General features: G+C 36.2%; 17 protein-coding genes. 5 read left to right on the plus strand and 12 right to left on the minus strand.

Going from position 1 to position 16,226, the window contains the following annotated elements; translation table 11 throughout:
- Nucleotides 1–15: 15 nt before the first annotated feature.
- The 6 genes from DR017_RS01305 to ybiA (DR017_RS01330) form a co-directional block, all read right to left on the minus strand.
- Nucleotides 16–609, minus strand: coding sequence for a hypothetical protein (locus tag DR017_RS01305; RefSeq protein WP_002681539.1), 594 nt, complete (start codon nucleotides 607–609; stop codon nucleotides 16–18).
- 21 nt (nucleotides 610–630) lie between these two features.
- Nucleotides 631–948, minus strand: a complete 318-nt coding sequence (locus DR017_RS01310) for a DUF4298 domain-containing protein (protein WP_002681542.1) — start codon at nucleotides 946–948, stop codon at nucleotides 631–633.
- Between the two features lie 175 nt (nucleotides 949–1,123).
- Nucleotides 1,124–1,531, minus strand: coding sequence for a hypothetical protein (locus DR017_RS01315; protein ID WP_002681545.1), 408 nt, complete (start codon nucleotides 1,529–1,531; stop codon nucleotides 1,124–1,126).
- Between the two features lie 5 nt (nucleotides 1,532–1,536).
- Nucleotides 1,537–2,388, minus strand: a complete 852-nt coding sequence (gene ybiA, locus DR017_RS01320; RefSeq protein WP_002681537.1) for a riboflavin biosynthesis intermediates N-glycosidase — start codon at nucleotides 2,386–2,388, stop codon at nucleotides 1,537–1,539.
- Nucleotides 2,385–3,971 (minus strand): DUF6138 family protein, encoded by a 1,587-nt coding sequence (locus DR017_RS01325; RefSeq protein WP_002681543.1) that lies wholly within the window; start codon nucleotides 3,969–3,971, stop codon nucleotides 2,385–2,387. Before DR017_RS01325 ends, ybiA (DR017_RS01320) begins: the two co-directional genes overlap by 4 nt.
- Before the next feature lie 2 nt (nucleotides 3,972–3,973).
- Nucleotides 3,974–4,801, minus strand: coding sequence for a riboflavin biosynthesis intermediates N-glycosidase (gene ybiA / locus DR017_RS01330; protein WP_002681500.1), 828 nt, complete (start codon nucleotides 4,799–4,801; stop codon nucleotides 3,974–3,976).
- A gap of 178 nt (nucleotides 4,802–4,979) precedes the next feature.
- On the opposite strand from ybiA (DR017_RS01330), the gene DR017_RS01335 reads away from it, so the two are divergent.
- From DR017_RS01335 to cysK, 5 genes are all read left to right on the plus strand, one after another.
- Nucleotides 4,980–5,339 (plus strand): YraN family protein, encoded by a 360-nt coding sequence (locus tag DR017_RS01335; RefSeq protein ID WP_002681532.1) that lies wholly within the window; start codon nucleotides 4,980–4,982, stop codon nucleotides 5,337–5,339.
- Nucleotides 5,340–5,427: 88 nt separating this feature from the next.
- A complete protein-coding gene (locus DR017_RS01340; RefSeq protein ID WP_002681505.1) occupies nucleotides 5,428–6,090 on the plus strand; it encodes a hypothetical protein in 663 nt (220 codons plus the stop codon).
- Nucleotides 6,091–6,096: 6 nt separating this feature from the next.
- On the plus strand, nucleotides 6,097–7,599 hold the full coding sequence (gene gltX, locus DR017_RS01345) for a glutamate--tRNA ligase (protein WP_002681508.1): 1,503 nt from the start codon (nucleotides 6,097–6,099) through the stop codon (nucleotides 7,597–7,599).
- 244 nt (nucleotides 7,600–7,843) lie between these two features.
- Entirely contained in the window at nucleotides 7,844–8,686 is an 843-nt protein-coding gene (locus DR017_RS01350; protein ID WP_002681521.1) for a serine O-acetyltransferase, read from the plus strand.
- 34 nt (nucleotides 8,687–8,720) lie between these two features.
- Nucleotides 8,721–9,629 carry a cysteine synthase A gene (gene cysK, locus DR017_RS01355; RefSeq protein WP_002681520.1) on the plus strand — a complete coding sequence of 303 codons (909 nt, stop codon included), beginning with the start codon at nucleotides 8,721–8,723 and terminating at the stop codon, nucleotides 9,627–9,629.
- Between the two features lie 91 nt (nucleotides 9,630–9,720).
- Here cysK and DR017_RS01360 read toward each other — a convergent pair whose 3' ends face one another.
- The 6 genes from DR017_RS01360 to DR017_RS01385 all read right to left on the minus strand — a co-directional run bounded on the left by DR017_RS01360 (nucleotide 9,721) and on the right by DR017_RS01385 (nucleotide 16,222).
- Complete coding sequence (locus DR017_RS01360) at nucleotides 9,721–11,322, minus strand: DUF4139 domain-containing protein (protein WP_002681518.1); 1,602 nt, start codon at nucleotides 11,320–11,322, stop codon at nucleotides 9,721–9,723.
- Nucleotides 11,323–12,897, minus strand: coding sequence for a flotillin family protein (locus DR017_RS01365; protein WP_040361778.1), 1,575 nt, complete (start codon nucleotides 12,895–12,897; stop codon nucleotides 11,323–11,325).
- Between the two features lie 58 nt (nucleotides 12,898–12,955).
- Entirely contained in the window at nucleotides 12,956–14,656 is a 1,701-nt protein-coding gene (locus DR017_RS01370; RefSeq protein WP_002681506.1) for a pentapeptide repeat-containing protein, read from the minus strand.
- Nucleotides 14,657–14,820: 164 nt separating this feature from the next.
- Complete coding sequence (locus tag DR017_RS01375; protein WP_002681528.1) at nucleotides 14,821–15,231, minus strand: hypothetical protein; 411 nt, start codon at nucleotides 15,229–15,231, stop codon at nucleotides 14,821–14,823.
- A complete protein-coding gene (locus DR017_RS01380) occupies nucleotides 15,138–15,608 on the minus strand; it encodes a hypothetical protein (protein WP_050772812.1) in 471 nt (156 codons plus the stop codon). The genes DR017_RS01375 and DR017_RS01380 overlap by 94 nt, the downstream gene beginning before the upstream one ends.
- Nucleotides 15,605–16,222, minus strand: a complete 618-nt coding sequence (locus tag DR017_RS01385) for a hypothetical protein (protein WP_002681546.1) — start codon at nucleotides 16,220–16,222, stop codon at nucleotides 15,605–15,607. The genes DR017_RS01380 and DR017_RS01385 overlap by 4 nt, the downstream gene beginning before the upstream one ends.
- Between the last annotated feature and the right edge of the window lie 4 nt (nucleotides 16,223–16,226).

Here is a 16,226-nt window from a genome sequence, read left to right on the forward strand (position 1 = left end):
ATATATCAATTTTAACTAAAAAAAAGGAAGAATTATACGACAAACAATAAAGATAATGCCATAAAATAAAGGAGGAATGAACATCAATAGAAATCCTTTTTCTGTTTTAAAAATTCTTTCATAATAGTTTATCACAAGCACATTTAACAAAAACACAGCATAGTTGACAAAAGTTTCATAAAACTCCATAATTTCCACAAAGAGGTGGTGGTAACTTACGGGCTTCCCTTCTGTAGCAACACCTATGAGTTTAGGCCTATCAGAAAGACTTGTCTTATAGACAAAATCATCTTCTAACTCGTAATAGGTAATTTTATCTCTAAACTTTATTTCAGGGATGTCTACAAAGTTGAACTTCTTTAACCTTAAACTAATGTCCGCATCACCCTCTCTGCTAGGCTCTTTCATTTGTTTTACCTCCTGTTCTGAAGCCAAATAAATATTTAAATTTTTCTTTTTCCCCATTCCCCAGTACTCATATCCCTTTACCCAACCTGTTTTTTTAGGTAGGGAATCAAGGTTGTCTAACACATTAAAAGTCTTATAAAGAATGAAAATATTGGGCAAACAGAAAATAATAACAACAAGATAGATAAGTAGTTTTTTCATTCTTATTTTTAACTTTTGAAATTACTCATTCCACTTTCTAGCATTGATGCTGTCCAATAGCGGTTGGAAACCGTCAGCAAGGTCGAATTGAGTGCCTATGGCATCAAAAATAGCATCTTGAGTAAGTACCCATTGTGGTACCTCGTCTGGAATTTTGCCATCGTTGCTATCGAAATAGTCTTCACGCCATTGAGGGCTGTCGTAATACGCCTCCAAAGCCTCATACTCGGGTTGTATGGCTTTCCATTCTTCTAAAAGAGTTTCAGCTTTGCTAAGAATACCCTCCAATCGCAAGAGGATATCGTTCATTTTCTTAATGTTTTCGTATCGTTCATTCATTTTAATATTATTTTTAGCTATATTCTACTTCAAACTTATTATTTCTATATCACAGAAAGGCTATTTAAAAAGTCTCAAAATCGTATTTGTATCGCTACACTTTGCCAAAGTTTTTAGACTTTGGCAAAGTTAAACCTAAAAAGAACACATTTTCTTATTAAACTCATATTAAAGACTAAATTTCAGGAAAAATAATCTCTTTAGGAATGAAACTATAGTCTTCTTTATTGATAATTTGAACCTCTTTTAAGTAATTTTCTTTAGAAAACTTAAAACAATAAGGTTTGTCCCTCAAAAAATCCCATTGAACAATAGCTTCTGAATGTGTTACCTTAATTGTTGCCCATCCTCCATCGTCTGCAACACCACAAGCACAAGTAAATAATAGATATTCACCACTTTGTAAGCTACTTTTGTATAATTCAGTGGGGACTATCAGTATATCTTCAAAATCAGGATAAGTAGTTATATCCTCATCGTCAATGAAAAGTTGTAGATAACTACAATTTTCAAAACGAATACTATCGCGAATAAGGTATTCATCTTCTTTTAGTGTAACTACATTGATTTTGAGTCTATTCATTTCTTTTATTTTAACAAATCTACATTCTGATATACCTTTCTAATTTCATCCCTTACTTCCATTAGCGCAAAACCCAAGAGGTTCTTGCCACGCCACGAAGCGATGTTATGTGCTTTCTCATTGTCTTTCCCCAAGCCTATCCCCCAAATGGTATCCATCGGACTTGCTTCTACTAATATTTTATCACCAGTAGAGAGCAAAAAGTCCATCATTTCCTTATTCTGAGTGAATTTGTAGTAATTTCCATTCAGTACAATGCTGTATTTGGCTCTGTCCCACACCTGAGGGTCAAAGTTGCGCACTTTTCTTCCCAAGGCTTTCATCAGTTTAGGGTCGGAGGTGTTCATTATTTCTTCCTCCACCTCTTCATCACCAAACAAACGCGCTTTTTCAGCCATCATATACTGCTCAGCACAATAATATTTATCACCATCTACAGAAAAAGGTGAGGGTTGCCATTGCGAAAAACAAGATTCATCTACTACCTCTGCATTGGGCTTCCAAAAGAATAGAAAATTGAGTTCTTTTGCTGAGTTTAAAAAAAATGTCAGAGAGTATCTGTAGGTTCCTTTAGCCTGCCAAAAGGGAATACGATTATCCCCATAATAGTAATCATTCTTCCCAGAACTTAATTCTTCTATCGTAACTCTTGGCTTCCAAGTATTTAAATGCCAAAAGCAAGGACGAGGATATAGCTCTTGATACTCTTGCTGTTGTGCAGGGGTAAGTGCCCTATACCATTTCCAAAAATCATAAGCATAGGCTTCACCATAGCCCATACGCCAGCCTATGGTAAACTCTGAAAGCTCTGGAAACTTAATCCAAGGAGGGGTCTTAAGTTCAAATGTAGGTTTCATTTTTTCTTCTCCCAATTTTTGCCATATACGGCATAATACATCGCCTCTTGGTAGTAATCCTCTTTGTCTTTCAAAAAGTCGTTGAGGAGTGCTTTGTTTTCAGGATTTTTCATCGCCTCTGTAAGCGACTTGAATATCACATCATCTTGTGAAGAAATCACTCCCTCATATATCGTAGGCAAGGTCTCTACGCTAAACCCATGCCTTTTTATCAGCGCATTCACAAAATTTATGTGTATCATCATCTGGTCCTCATCATCTACTAGCTTAAAGTATTGCTCAACCAAAGGAAAATACTTCTTGCTGGTGAGTCCTAAGCAAAATATAGCATAACTTCCTGTTGCACAACTATTTTCAATATATTCCGTATCGGTATACCATTCAAGCTCTTTTATCGCTACCTTCGCATATTCCTCTAATTTAGGATGCAAGGTCTCATATTGCAATGCCTGTGCAAAAAAGCGATGAGTGCTTGATTTTACAAGACCTTTTATATCCAAAAACTGTTTAGGAGCTTTAGAACTCAGCTTGATTTGATAACTATGGTGGAATCCTGCTTTAAACAGCGCAATGATAAAGTCTAATGCCTTACCATAAGCCTCAGCAGTCTCTTGCTTGATTTTAAGGCTAATAGTAGCAAATACATCATTGGCATCAGCTTCCAATTGGCTATCTTTGTAGTGAATAAGGTCATCGGGTAGCTCGCCCGTACCTTTTTTAAGATATTGCTTAGCTTTCTCCGACCCCAGTTCATTGGCTGCTCGTTCTAAATCTTCTTGAGCAGACTTTACATCCCAACTGTATTGTTTGTATTTGATTTTCCAAAGGGCTTGTTGTATATAGAGGGTTAGCTTATCAGTATCAATTTTTTCAGGGGTGATACCTTCTTTGAGTGTATATTTAGTATTCCATTGAGATCCTTTTTCATCATAGTACAATGGATAGAAAACTTCATACTTCCAATATTTAGCCTTAAAAGTAAGCCATCTTGCACTTTCTTTTAGCCAATCTTTTTTACCAGCATAAAGTTTTAATGTTTTTTCAGCAATAGCTATGATTTGGCTCGCTGTATAGCCATTGAGCTCTGTATCAAATAACTTATCTAAAAAGCTAACTATCTCTCCATCCTCCATTTCTCTACTGGGGTGGTTGATTACCTCTTCCATAAAAGTATCAAAACGATTCTTAAGCTCTGCTTTGCGTGCTTCGTGTACCAGTTTGAACTGTAGTGTGTAATCTTCAAATTCAATATTTACAGATATTTTGTACCGAAACTTTCCAAAAAAAGCTTCTGTAAAGAACATCTTAGTAATTTTCTCTTGCAAAGTATGGGCTATAGCTTCCTTCTCTTTTTTAGAAAGTGTAGAGAAATTAGAGATTACTACTTCCTCAGGGGTACTATACTTTTTAAGTGAAGTATAAAAGAGGATAGTATTATCACGATTTTCATCTTGCTCAATTAAAATATAGTTAGCATAGCCTTCCACAAGGTAGCGATACTGATAAGGAGTTTTTATTTCACTTCCTATCTTTTCTAATATGCCTTGTAGAATTTCTTTAGCGTATTTTTCTGCTGTATTCATTTCTATTTTTTCAGCAAATGTACGTTTTTATAAAGTTTTCTAATCTCATCTCTCACTTCCATCAGGGCAAATCCCAAAAGGTTCTTGCCACGCCACGAAGCGATATTATGTGCTTTCTCATTGTCTTTGCCTAAGCCTATCCCCCAAATAGTATCCATCGGACTCGCCTCTACTAATATTTTATCACCGGTAGAGAGCAAAAAGTCCATCATTTCCTTACTCTGAGTGAATTTGTAGTAATTCCCATTCAGTACGATGCTGTATTTGGCTTTGTCCCACACCTGAGGGTCAAAGTTGCGCACTTTTCTTCCCAAGGCTTTCATCAGTTTAGGGTCGGAGGTGTTCATTATTTCTTCCTCTACCTCTTCATCTCCAAACAAACGCGCTTTTTCTGCCATCATATACTGCTCAGCACAATAATATTTATCACCATCTACAGAAAAAGGTGAGGGTTGCCATTGTGAAAAACAAGATTCATCTACTACCTCTGCATTGGGCTTCCAAAAGAAAACAAACTTGAGCTTCTTTGCCGAATGGATAAAGGTCGCTTTAGAATACTTATAAGCACCTTTGGGTTGCCAAACCGGAATTCCTTCGTAGTAATAATCCTCCTCGTCATCTATATCTTGGTCATCCTCTTCCCATCTGTTGTAATGCCAAAAACAAGGATACGGAAAAAGTGCTTGGTACTCTTTTTGTTGTGCTGGGGTAAGGGACTCATACCAGTCCCAAAACTTGGATTTATAATCTTCGCCAGCGCCCATACGCCAGCCTATCGTAAATTCAGTATAAGCAGGGAACGCAATCCACTGCGGTGCCATATAATTCATAACTAAACTATTAATTATTAATGATTAACAATGGGGCAAAAATAACAATAATTAGTCAATTAGCCAACTTTCTGATTAGCAAATTAGTAAAAATTCGTCATTCGTTATTCGTATTTCACAATTATTTTCTACTTTTGCCTCACCTAAACCCTAATACCTGAAACTTAACACCTAAACTATGGCAGCACATAATGATTTTGGAAAAGAAGGCGAGCAAGATGCTGTAAACTTCCTTATAGAAAATGGTCATACTATTTTAGAACGCAATTTTAGATTCGGTCACGCCGAGATTGATATAATTTCTCGAAAGGACAATATTTTGCATATTGTAGAGGTAAAAACGCGTAATTCAAGTGCTTATGGCGAACCCGAATCGTTTGTGAACCAACAAAAAATCGACCTTTTAGTAAGAGCAACCAACTACTATCTGGAAAAAACCGATTTAGATTTAGAGGTTCAATTTGATATCATTTCTATTGTAAAAAACAATGTTGAGTTTACTATCAATTATATTGAAGATGCTTTTTACCCATTCTAAAAATGTTAAATAAATATAATTTTTTACCCTATATTGTTATAGAATTATTTTTTTTAGTACTTTTGTAACAATTTTAAACCTCAGCAAAATGAAAACAGTAGCCTCAGCCGTTGAACAATACATCAAATCAAAACCTTTTTTGCAAACTGCCCTCTCTCAAGGGATTATCAACCTCACGTCGCTCGCAAGGGTGATTCGCAAAGATATACAAAGCGAAACTACCACACGCGAAGTCCGTAATGGGGCTATAGTAATGGCTCTCAAACGATTATCGGTAGATATGGAGTTCCGTTCTACGCATCGTATCGTTAAAGTATTAAAAAATATAGGCGATATTATCGTGCGATCAAACCTTATTGACTATACTTTCTTACTATCGGATACTTTTATGAACAATCAGGCTGAATTGCTTCAAAAGATTCAAAACAACAAAGATGTGTTCTATGCTGCTACTCGTGGGGTAAATGAAACAAATCTCATTGTAAGTAGTACAATGGAGAGTATTGTGGAAGATATTTTCAAGAAAGAACGCTTATTGCACAAGTTTCCTAATTTAGGGGCTATCAGTGTGAAATTACCTGAAGAAAATATATCAGTACCAGGTATTTATTATTTTATCTTCCAACGCTTAGCGTGGGAAGGTGTGAGTATGAACGAGGTGATTTCCACCGCCAATGAATTTACTATCGTAATCCCCGAATACCACGTGGATATTGCTTTTAAAGTGATTAAAGATTTAAAATTATTATAAAAATAAATGGTTAGAGTTAGATTTGCTCCAAGTCCTACAGGAGCATTGCATATCGGAGGCGTACGTACCGCCTTATTCAATTATTTATTCGCCAAAAAACACGGTGGCGACTTCTTACTTCGCATTGAAGATACCGACCAAAATCGCTATGTACCAGGCGCTGAGCAGTACATCATCAACTCACTGAACTGGTTAGGGCTTACTTACGACGAGGGAGTAGGCAAAGAGGGCAAACACGCTCCCTACCGCCAAAGTGAACGCAAGCCGCTCTACAAACAATATGCCGATGCTCTTATTGAGAATGGTTGGGCGTATTACGCTTTTGATACTGCTGAGGCACTCGATATTGCGCGCAAAGAGGCTGAAGCCAAAGGGGAAACCTTTATATACAATTGGGCAACACGCGATACTTTGCAAAACTCTCTATCGCTGAGTGCTGAAGAAGTACAACAACGCCTACAACGCGGTGATGAATATGTAATTCGATTCAAAATGCCCCACAACGAACAGTTGAAAATGAACGATATGATTCGCGGGGAAGTAACTATTGATACGAGTACCTTAGACGACAAAGTGCTCTTCAAAAGTGACGGAATGCCTACTTACCACTTAGCAAACATCGTAGACGACCACCTTATGGAAATTACTCACGTAATACGCGGTGAAGAATGGTTGCCTTCTATGGCTTTGCACCTAATGCTCTACCGTGCTTTTGGTTGGCAAGCTCCCGCTTTTGCTCATTTGCCTCTTATCCTCAAACCTGTAGGTAATGGCAAACTCAGCAAACGCGATGGTATCAAACTCGGTTTTCCTGTCTTCCCAATGGATTGGACAGAGAATGGCGAAACGCTAAAAGGATTTAGTGGAGAAGGTTATTTTCCTGAAGCTCTTATCAACTTTTTAGCACTTTTAGGGTGGAATCCAGGGAATGATGAGGAGATTTTTTCAATGGAACAACTCATTCAACTATTTGATTTAGAAAAAGTACACAAGGCTGGGGCTCGCTTCGACCCTGAGAAAATCAAATGGTTCAACCACCAATATTTGCAAATGAAACCCAATGGTGAATTGGCTACCCTTTTCCAAAAAGACCTTACCGAAAGAGGTGTAACTGCTCCAATTGCTACCGTAGAAAAAGTAGTTGGACTCATCAAAGAACGCGCTTCCTTTGTAAGTGATTTCTGGGAACTCAGCAAATTCTTCTTTGAAGCACCTACCCAATACGACGAAAAGGCAATTAAAAAACAATGGAAAGAACAAACTCCTACCATTGTGAAAGAAGTAGCTGAAGTACTCCAAAATACGGCTAATTTTACTTCAATTGCCTTAGAAGAGGCGGTAAAGCAATATATGGAAACAAAGGGTTTAGGCTTTGGTCAAGTAATGCCTCCATTGCGCTTGGCATTAGTGGGTGAACTCAAAGGTCCTCACATATTTGATATTATAGAGGTTATAGGTAAAGAAGAAACACTAAGCCGTTTGGACGCAATTCTTTCTGCTGAAAAATAAAAAAATGAAATAATTTTTCACTTTTTATTTGGTAGTTAGAAAAATATTCTTAACTTTGCCCCATCAAATAGAACAATATTATATGACATTGTACACTTTAAACATAATGACGATGTGTTGCACACTCAATTTGAGCAGTGCAAGGCTCGTTATTTCTTAAAGATATGTCAGTTACTATATTTTAACAAACGAAATAACAACCCCCACTGCTTTATAAAGGTAGTGGGGGTATTTTTTTATAACGATGACAAAAATAAATTGTACTGAGAGTCTTATTAATGAACTCTATCGCGAAAGTAGAAACATCAAACACCACGTAAGCAAACAGCGTATTACACGCTTTGTAAACGACCTTTTTCAGTTCTTATTTCTTATTGACGAACGCACCTGCTTATCAAAAGTGAGTATAGAAGCCCGCTATGAAGAATTGCGTTGGGACTTTATCAATATTGTAGACGATTTTCTACAAAACGAATCTCAAAAAGCAAAAACAACTGATTATTACGATTGTATTTTGCCTAATATCTATCAGCAATTGCGAGAAGATGCTCAGTATTTTATTGATAGCGACCCTGCTGCAACTTCTATCAGAGAAGTACAAATCACCTACCCTGGCTTCTTTGCTATTATGGTATATCGCATTGCTCACGAATTGTGGTTGCGCAAAGTACCTCTCTTGCCGCGTATGCTCACTGAATACGCTCATAGCAAAACGGGTATCGACATTCACCCAGGGGCAAGCATCGGAGTCCCTTTTATGATTGACCACGGTACAGGTATTGTAATTGGAGAAACTACAGTAATAGGCAACTATGTAAAAGTATATCAAGGGGTTACTTTGGGAGCTCTATCGGTATCAGTAGATAAGGCTCATACCAAGCGCCACCCTACCATTCAGGATAATGTGGTGATATACTCTGGTGCTACTATTTTAGGTGGCGAAACCGTAATAGGACACGATAGTATCATCGGCGGGAATGTATGGCTCACCAATAGCATCGAACCTTTTACTAAGGTTTTCCACAAAAGTCAGATTATTGTAAAGGACAACGAAGTATATGAAGAACCGATTAATTTTGTTATCTGATTCCTAAACAAGTAACTAATAAATAATTTATATAATGGCGTACAAAAATGTTTTAGAAGTCATCGGGCATACTCCCGAGGTGAAAATCAACAGATTGTTTGGCAATGATGCCAACGTATTTATCAAATTAGAGCGCTTGAACCCTGGCGGTAGTATCAAAGACCGTATTGCGCTCGCTATGGTTGAAGATGCCGAAGCTAAAGGCATCCTCAAAAAAGATAGTGTGATTGTAGAGCCTACCTCTGGCAACACGGGAGTGGGCTTGGCATTAGTAGCGGCTGTAAAGGGCTATAAACTCATCGTGGTAATGCCTGAATCAATGAGTATTGAACGCCGCAAGTTGGTAGCTACTTATGGTGCCGAAGTAGTACTCACGCCTAAAGAAAAAGGTACGGGCGGAGCTGTCGCTAAAGCTTTGGAAATAGCCGAAGACAAACCTAACTATTGGGTACCTCAACAGTTTAAAAATCCTGCTAATCCTGATGTACACGAAAAAACAACTGCTCAGGAAATACTAAAATCTTTCCCCGAAGGTTTTGACTATTTCGTAACGGGAGTAGGTACTGGCGGACATATCTCTGGGGTATCAAAAGTGCTTAAACAACACTTCCCTAACCTCAAAACTGTAGCTGTAGAACCCGATCAATCGGCAGTGTTGAGTGGTGGTGCTCCAGGTCCTCACGCCCTGCAAGGATTGGGCACTGGCTTCATACCCGATAACTATAACCCTGCTGTAGTAGATGAAGTTATCCCTATCTCTAAAGAAGAAGCCTTTGATTACGCTCGCCGATTGGCTAAAGAAGAAGGTATTTTAGGAGGTATCTCTACTGGTGCTGCTTTAGCTGCCGTTGCTAAAGTACTCAAAAGAGACCCCAAAGCGCGTATCCTCACTGTAAATTACGACACAGGAGAACGCTACTGGTCAGTAGAAGGACTTTTTTAGTAAAAAGTGAAAAGTCCTAATAACTAAAAAGCAGTTGGATACTTATTTTATCCAACTGCTTTTTTCGTAATTTGTATTTCGTCATTCGTCATTACAAATTTCCGATTACTTCATTTTTAGGGTATTTTACCTTATAACTAATGCGGAATTTTTTAGTTTCACCTGCTTTGAGGTTGGTATCCCAAGTGAGTATACCCGTTTCCTTATTCACTTCAGCTTTTGAGGTTTCTAAAAGTTCTATTTGTATCTTATCATCAGAGGTAAGTGGATATTGATCTTTTAGTTTCAGGTCTATAGCCTCTTTTTTATTGTTCTTAACGGTAATTTCGTAAGTAAAAGTCTGCTCTTTATAGCTGGAAATAAACTTAGTTGCCGATTTGTCAGCTATTTTTTCGCGTTTTACACTTATCTTCTTATCATTGCCCACAGTGAGTTGCATACTCTCTGAGGTTTGATTAGGGTCTATCAATGTTTTGCCTACATACATATCTTCAAAAATCACATTTGCCTGACCTGTAAGCAGGTTATACTGCGAATAATCATCAACCGAAGCTACCAAATACACTCCATTATCTATGCGTGGTGCAGTGTAATACTCATATTTAGCTTTAATTTTAAGCTCTTTGAGTGATACACTATGCTCTTTGTTGTTAGAGAGTATATCATAAGGCGTAGTAATCTCAAATGAAGTATTGAGTTGATTTTCGTTTAGATTTGTATAATTGGAAATAGTAGCTTCTTCTTGTATCTGTTCTACCATTGCTTCTTTTTTTACTGCTCCTGAACGATAGACATTAGCTCTCACGTAGTCATAGTCGTCATCATATCGCCTGCCAAAATAGAGATACCACGCTTTTAGTAGCGTAAACTGATTATTCTGATTAGGGTTACCACTAGAAAGACTCAGTTTGATATGTTTCCAATCTACCCCAGTGTTTTGTCGCACTTGCGCCTTATACACCAAATTGATAGGTTGAGAGATATTGTCAGCACGCAGATCGTAAAAAGGCACCCACGACGCATTGGGGGTTATATAACTCACACTGAAATCGGCTTTAACAGCTGCATCAGTCATCACTTGCAACACCAATTTGCCATCAGAAAGCGTTTCTTCTTTAGTAACTTCTCCTTTAAGACGTTGTTCCAAATTGTAACGAAGGCTACGCAATTTGTTTTGCTTATCAGTCATCGTATCTATTTTGTCGAGAGAAGTGGTCATTTTATCTTTAGAATAGTCGAGAAACTTAGCGTACTCAGCTACATTGAGTCCCGTACCACCTCCTAACACCGATTTGTTTTCTTTGATAAGCTCTACCACCTGTTTTTCAGCAGCAATTTGGTTGCTGAGTTTATCGATTTGAGAAGTCAGCAAGTCGATACTATCTTTCACTTGTTTCGATTTAGGCAAAAGGTTGTCACCATCAGTAGTATACTGAGTGGTAAATTGAGCCGAAAGTACCGTTACATTTTTAGGAGCTACAATGCGAAGCATATTCTCATTCAGTCTATTAGCAACGTTTTTCACTACAATTTCATTCGTACCCTTGTTAAGGTTCGCACTAAAATAATGAGTAAGTTCAGCTGAATTGAAATATACTGTAGCTGCATCGAGTTTAGCATTAGCGAACTGCGCTTTTTGCGCTAACACAAAAGCTGAACTAAACAATAAAATATAGGTAATAAACTGTTTCATCTACGCATTATTCGTTTTTTGTTTCTCGTCATTCGCAATTCGTCCCTCGTCATTCGTAATTTGTTTCCCTTCTTTAGCCAAATAAGTAGGGAGATTCAATCCTGCCATATTAAAGAGGTCGTTGAGAGGTGGGACAGTTTTCATCATCCCCGATACGAAATTGGCAGTAGAGTTATTGCCATCTTCACCTTTGCCAGAATCCCATACTGTAATCTTATCGATTTTGATATTCTTAACAGCTTCCACTTGGGTTTTAACGAGTTCAGGCAACTTCTCAATAAGGAGCAATTGGAATGCCTTGGTAGGGTCGCCCCCTGCTGCACTAACCACATCTTTATAACCTTCAGCTTGTTTGGTAAGGATTTGGAAGAGACCTTTTGCTTCAGCTTCCATTTTAGCGTAAATAGCATCGGCTTCCCCTTTAGCTTTCTCACGAAGGCGTTCAGCTTCGGCTTGTGCCTCGATAATAGCGCGTTGTTTGTCAATTTCAGCAGGGACAATGATATTTGCCACTTGGGTAGCACGTTCGCGTTCAGAACGAGCAGTTTCAGCTTTTTCTTCAGCTGAATAGGCTTCTTCTAAAGCTTTAGCTTGTTGTACTTTTTCAGCCGAAATAGCAATACGCAACGATTCTGCTTCTTTTTCACGACGTAGCGCTTCGGAGTTGGCAATAGCGATTTTAGCCTCGTTTTCCCCTTTGATAGCCAAGGCATTGGCTTCTGAAATTTTGATACGACTATCACGGTCGGCTTCTGCTTTACCAATAGACTCAAACTTCTTAGCTTCGGCAATCCCTACAGTTTCATCTTTCTTAGCCTCGGCGATGCTAATCTCTTTATCTTTTTGAGTGATAGCGATTTTCACATCTCTATCGCGGTGTGTTTCGGCTATTTGGGTATCTTTCTCACGGTCGGCAAGGGCTTTACCAGTTTCCCCTATTTTCTCTTGTTCAGCCACACTGATTTTTGCCTCGTTGATAGCTTTGGCAGCCGCTTCTTTACCAAGAGCTTCAATATAACCCGACTCGTCTTTGATATCGGTTACGTTTACGTTGATGAGTTTTAAACCTATTTTTTTGAGCTCACTATCTACGTTTTTAGAGATGTTTTCGAGGAACTTATCGCGGTCGGAATTGATTTCCTCAATAGTCATAGTAGCGATAACCAAACGCAACTGACCAAAAAGAATATCTTTAGCCAACTCTTGAATTTGCTCAGGTGAGAGCCCTAAGAGGCGTTCGGCAGCTGCATTCATATTCTCGTGTTCGGTAGAAATCGCAATCGTAAAACGACAAGGTACATCTACGCGAATATTCTGACGGCTCAGCGCATTGGTAAGGTTTGCCTCAATAGAAAGCGGACGCAAATCTAAATAGGCATAATCCTGAATTACAGGCCATACAAAGGCACCACCCCCATGGATACACTTGGCAGATGAACCACCGGTTTTACCGTAGATTACGAGAATTTTGTCGGACGGACAGCGTTTGTAGCGCGCCACGAGCGATGAGATAGTAACGAAGAGGACAACCGCCAAAATAACGATAAGTCCAATTGGTGAAGTGAATGTTTCCATTAAAATATTGTTTTAAATTAAATAATTAACAAATGTTGCGACAAAGATAGAGAATAAGTTACGATTTACCAAATTTTCTAAAGGCTTGAATGGTTTGGTAATAGCCGTAACCTATAAATATACGACCTATGAAAAGAATAAGTAAAGATATACCTGTTACTTCTTTATGATTTATTTTTAAATCTTTCCAACTAATGAAAGTATGTATATTAATAAAATCTCCTATGAAATCATTTACATTCTTTATAGATATTCTAAAGTTAAAATATTTTCCTATGCTACATGTATAGAAAACAAGGACTATTATAGAAAGAATAGTTCCTATAAAATATATCTTTCTTTTAGCCATTAAATCAATAGAAATAAAAAAAGAAACTATAGCTATGTAAATAGAGGATATAATAGTGAAACCTTCAAGTCCTAACATTGAAAAAGATAAAGTCATATACGTTAATATTGTTATACATACAGTAAAAAGAACCCCTTTTACCCAATTAGTTCCAAAATCATTAGATATTTTATTTGCTATTAATATGATTTTATCACTTCCATAATAAGAATAGGCAAGTACCGTATATATAAGAAGAAGCAAAATTAATATTAATGGATTTTCATTCAATATTGTAGTAACATTTGAATCTATAATTTTAAATGGAAAAATAGAGCTTAATGATACTATTAAAAGAAAAGAAGTACTTATTAACCACATAATAATACTTGTGATATTCCTATAAATATTAAAAGTTTTAAGCAAAAAAGATAAACTACCATTTTCTTTATCCTTATTTTTATCTTTACCAATACTTATTTCATAAATTTCCAATTCTCTTTTGTAAAACTTACCTCCTTCAATTTTATTATTTTGTTTGTAGAAATTATCTTTAATAATGCGATAAGTCTCACGAAGTTGTTTATAAACAGAAGGAGCCTCGTCATGAACTTTAAAGTCATTTTTATATTTTATATCATCAATATTCTTAAAAATATATTCTTCTCCTTTTTTTTCTATTGTAATATTCCAAAAATTAAGATTACAATTAAAATTAGAACGAGAAATATCTAATCCTCTTTTAAACTCAGCACTTTCAAATCCTATATATGAATCACTTTTTGTTCGACAATAAATAAATTGAGTTTCTTGATGAAAAATAGTATTAGAAAATATTGCTCTATCAAAGAAGTCTGTTAAATGGAACTGTTGTGGTTTAAAAAATTTAGCATAATAAAAATCTACTAATTTATTAAAGGTAGTATTTTTAAAGGTTACATTATTACAAAATTCACAATAATGGAAACGTGTATTCTCCTCAAACTTTACTCCTCCAAAATTAACTATAATCTTAGAATTATCATCTATTTCTATTTTAGTACTAAACTTCGTACCTGAAAAATTAACAGATTCTTTAAAAATAACCTTAGAAAAGTTTACCCTCTTTTCAAATATAGAAGCATTAGTAATTATTTCTCCTTGATTGTTTTTAATATATGAAAATAAAGACTTTCTGAGAAAAATACAACTTGAAAAATCCACATCTTCTTGAAAGATACAATTTGAAAAATTAACCTCTTTATCAATAGTTTTTTCTATAATTTTAATCTCTTCTGTAAAAACTAAAGTTTCTTCCTTATAAACTTCTCGTAATTTATCAATAACATCAAACAAAGTTTCGTCATTTGGCAAATTATGTAACCAAATACTACCTTTATTTGCGTTAGTTTCATCTGTTAGGATATAATCATTTATATTTATTGTGTTCATTTTTCTGTTTTTCTTTTGTTTTACAATTTATTTTTCAGTTCGTCCAAAAAAGTTCTATCTGTATGGGCGTTTGCAAAACGCCCATACATAACATACTCTAAAAGTAATTGATTTTTAGAGCAATAACTTTGGCAAAGTGTGAAACTTTACCAAAGTATAGCGACTCATTTTCTCTTACCATAGTGTTTTTCATAGTAATCTCTAAATTCTTTTACTTGATCTTCAGTATAATGAAATAAGCCATAACCTTCTTTTAGAGGGCGTTCTACTATGTAATAGTAGGCGTTTTTATCTAAATCTTTTACTAAATGAACTGAAATAAAAAAATCATTACTCCCTGTAATACATATTTCATAGTTCGTGAGTTTTAAGTATTGCGATGCGTAGTTATTAGCGCGTTGTTGCCAAGTCAGCTTGGAAGGCAGTGTTATATTTCCAAAACTATTATAGTTTTTGTTAAGGATTATCTTAAAGTAATCGGCTAATACTTTTGCATAAGTAACTTTTTGTAAATCTTTTGAATGGTCGCCTGTAGTTTTGAGAAGATAAATTTCACTTTCTGATTTTTTATACACATATACACATAATAAGTGTTAGTCTTATTCTTTTTTACCTCCCCTTCATCACGACAATCACCCCAATGTTCTACTTTTTGAATGTGGAAACTAATATATTCCTCACTGATTTTTTTATAAGTACCATAAGAGGTGGTAAAACAATCATTCCCACACGGGGCTGAATACCACGATTTAAAATTTCCATCGGTAGATAACTGTAGGTGATCCCCATAACTCCATTTAGGGTCTTCAGGTTTTGTAAGGATATAAAAATCTTCCTTATTAACATTATCTCCTAATATGTTGTTAATCTCCCATTTAGCACCTATAAGGTCTTGGGCGGAAACCATTCCTATACAGAGAAAATTGAGTATTATAAAAAGTGTTTTCATCATTGTTTTTTCTTCTTTGTTTTACAATTAATTTCAAATACTCCCCAAATACCTTTGAGTCCGTATTTTTTTATAGCTTTAGCACCTTCTGAATAGTAGGCTTCGAATTTGCCTTTATCATATTTTTCTAATAGATTTTTTATTTCCTCATTATCTTCACTGAGTAACTTGCCATTCAAATAAAACAAGCTCCATATTCGGGGATAGTCGTTGCCAAATACTGCTTTGATAGCACTCTCGGAATAATAAGGTCGGTCTTCCCCCGTTAGTCGCAATTCATCTTTGGAGACAACTTCAATAGGGTGATCGAGAAAGAGCGCTACAAGTTCGTTGTTATGTAGCTTTATCCCTACTACTTTATCTGGTTGAGATTTATTGTCGTTGTTAAGCAAGCGTATTTTCTTCCCTTCTTTTACATAAGGATAACAATAAGTTCGATCCAATATTAATGGTTCTACAATACATAAGGTATCTTGCTTTAACACTAGTTGGTGAGGGCTATTGATCACTTTCCTTTGCTCTTTTTTGTCTCTAATAACATAAGTGTAATAAGTTTCTCCCTTAGATTGCGAAAAAGTGTAAAATGGCAAAAAGAATAGCAAAAATAGATATTTCATTGTA

Origin of the sequence: Capnocytophaga sputigena, assembly GCF_900446695.1 — a bacterium.
Lineage (GTDB): Bacteria > Bacteroidota > Bacteroidia > Flavobacteriales > Flavobacteriaceae > Capnocytophaga > Capnocytophaga sputigena.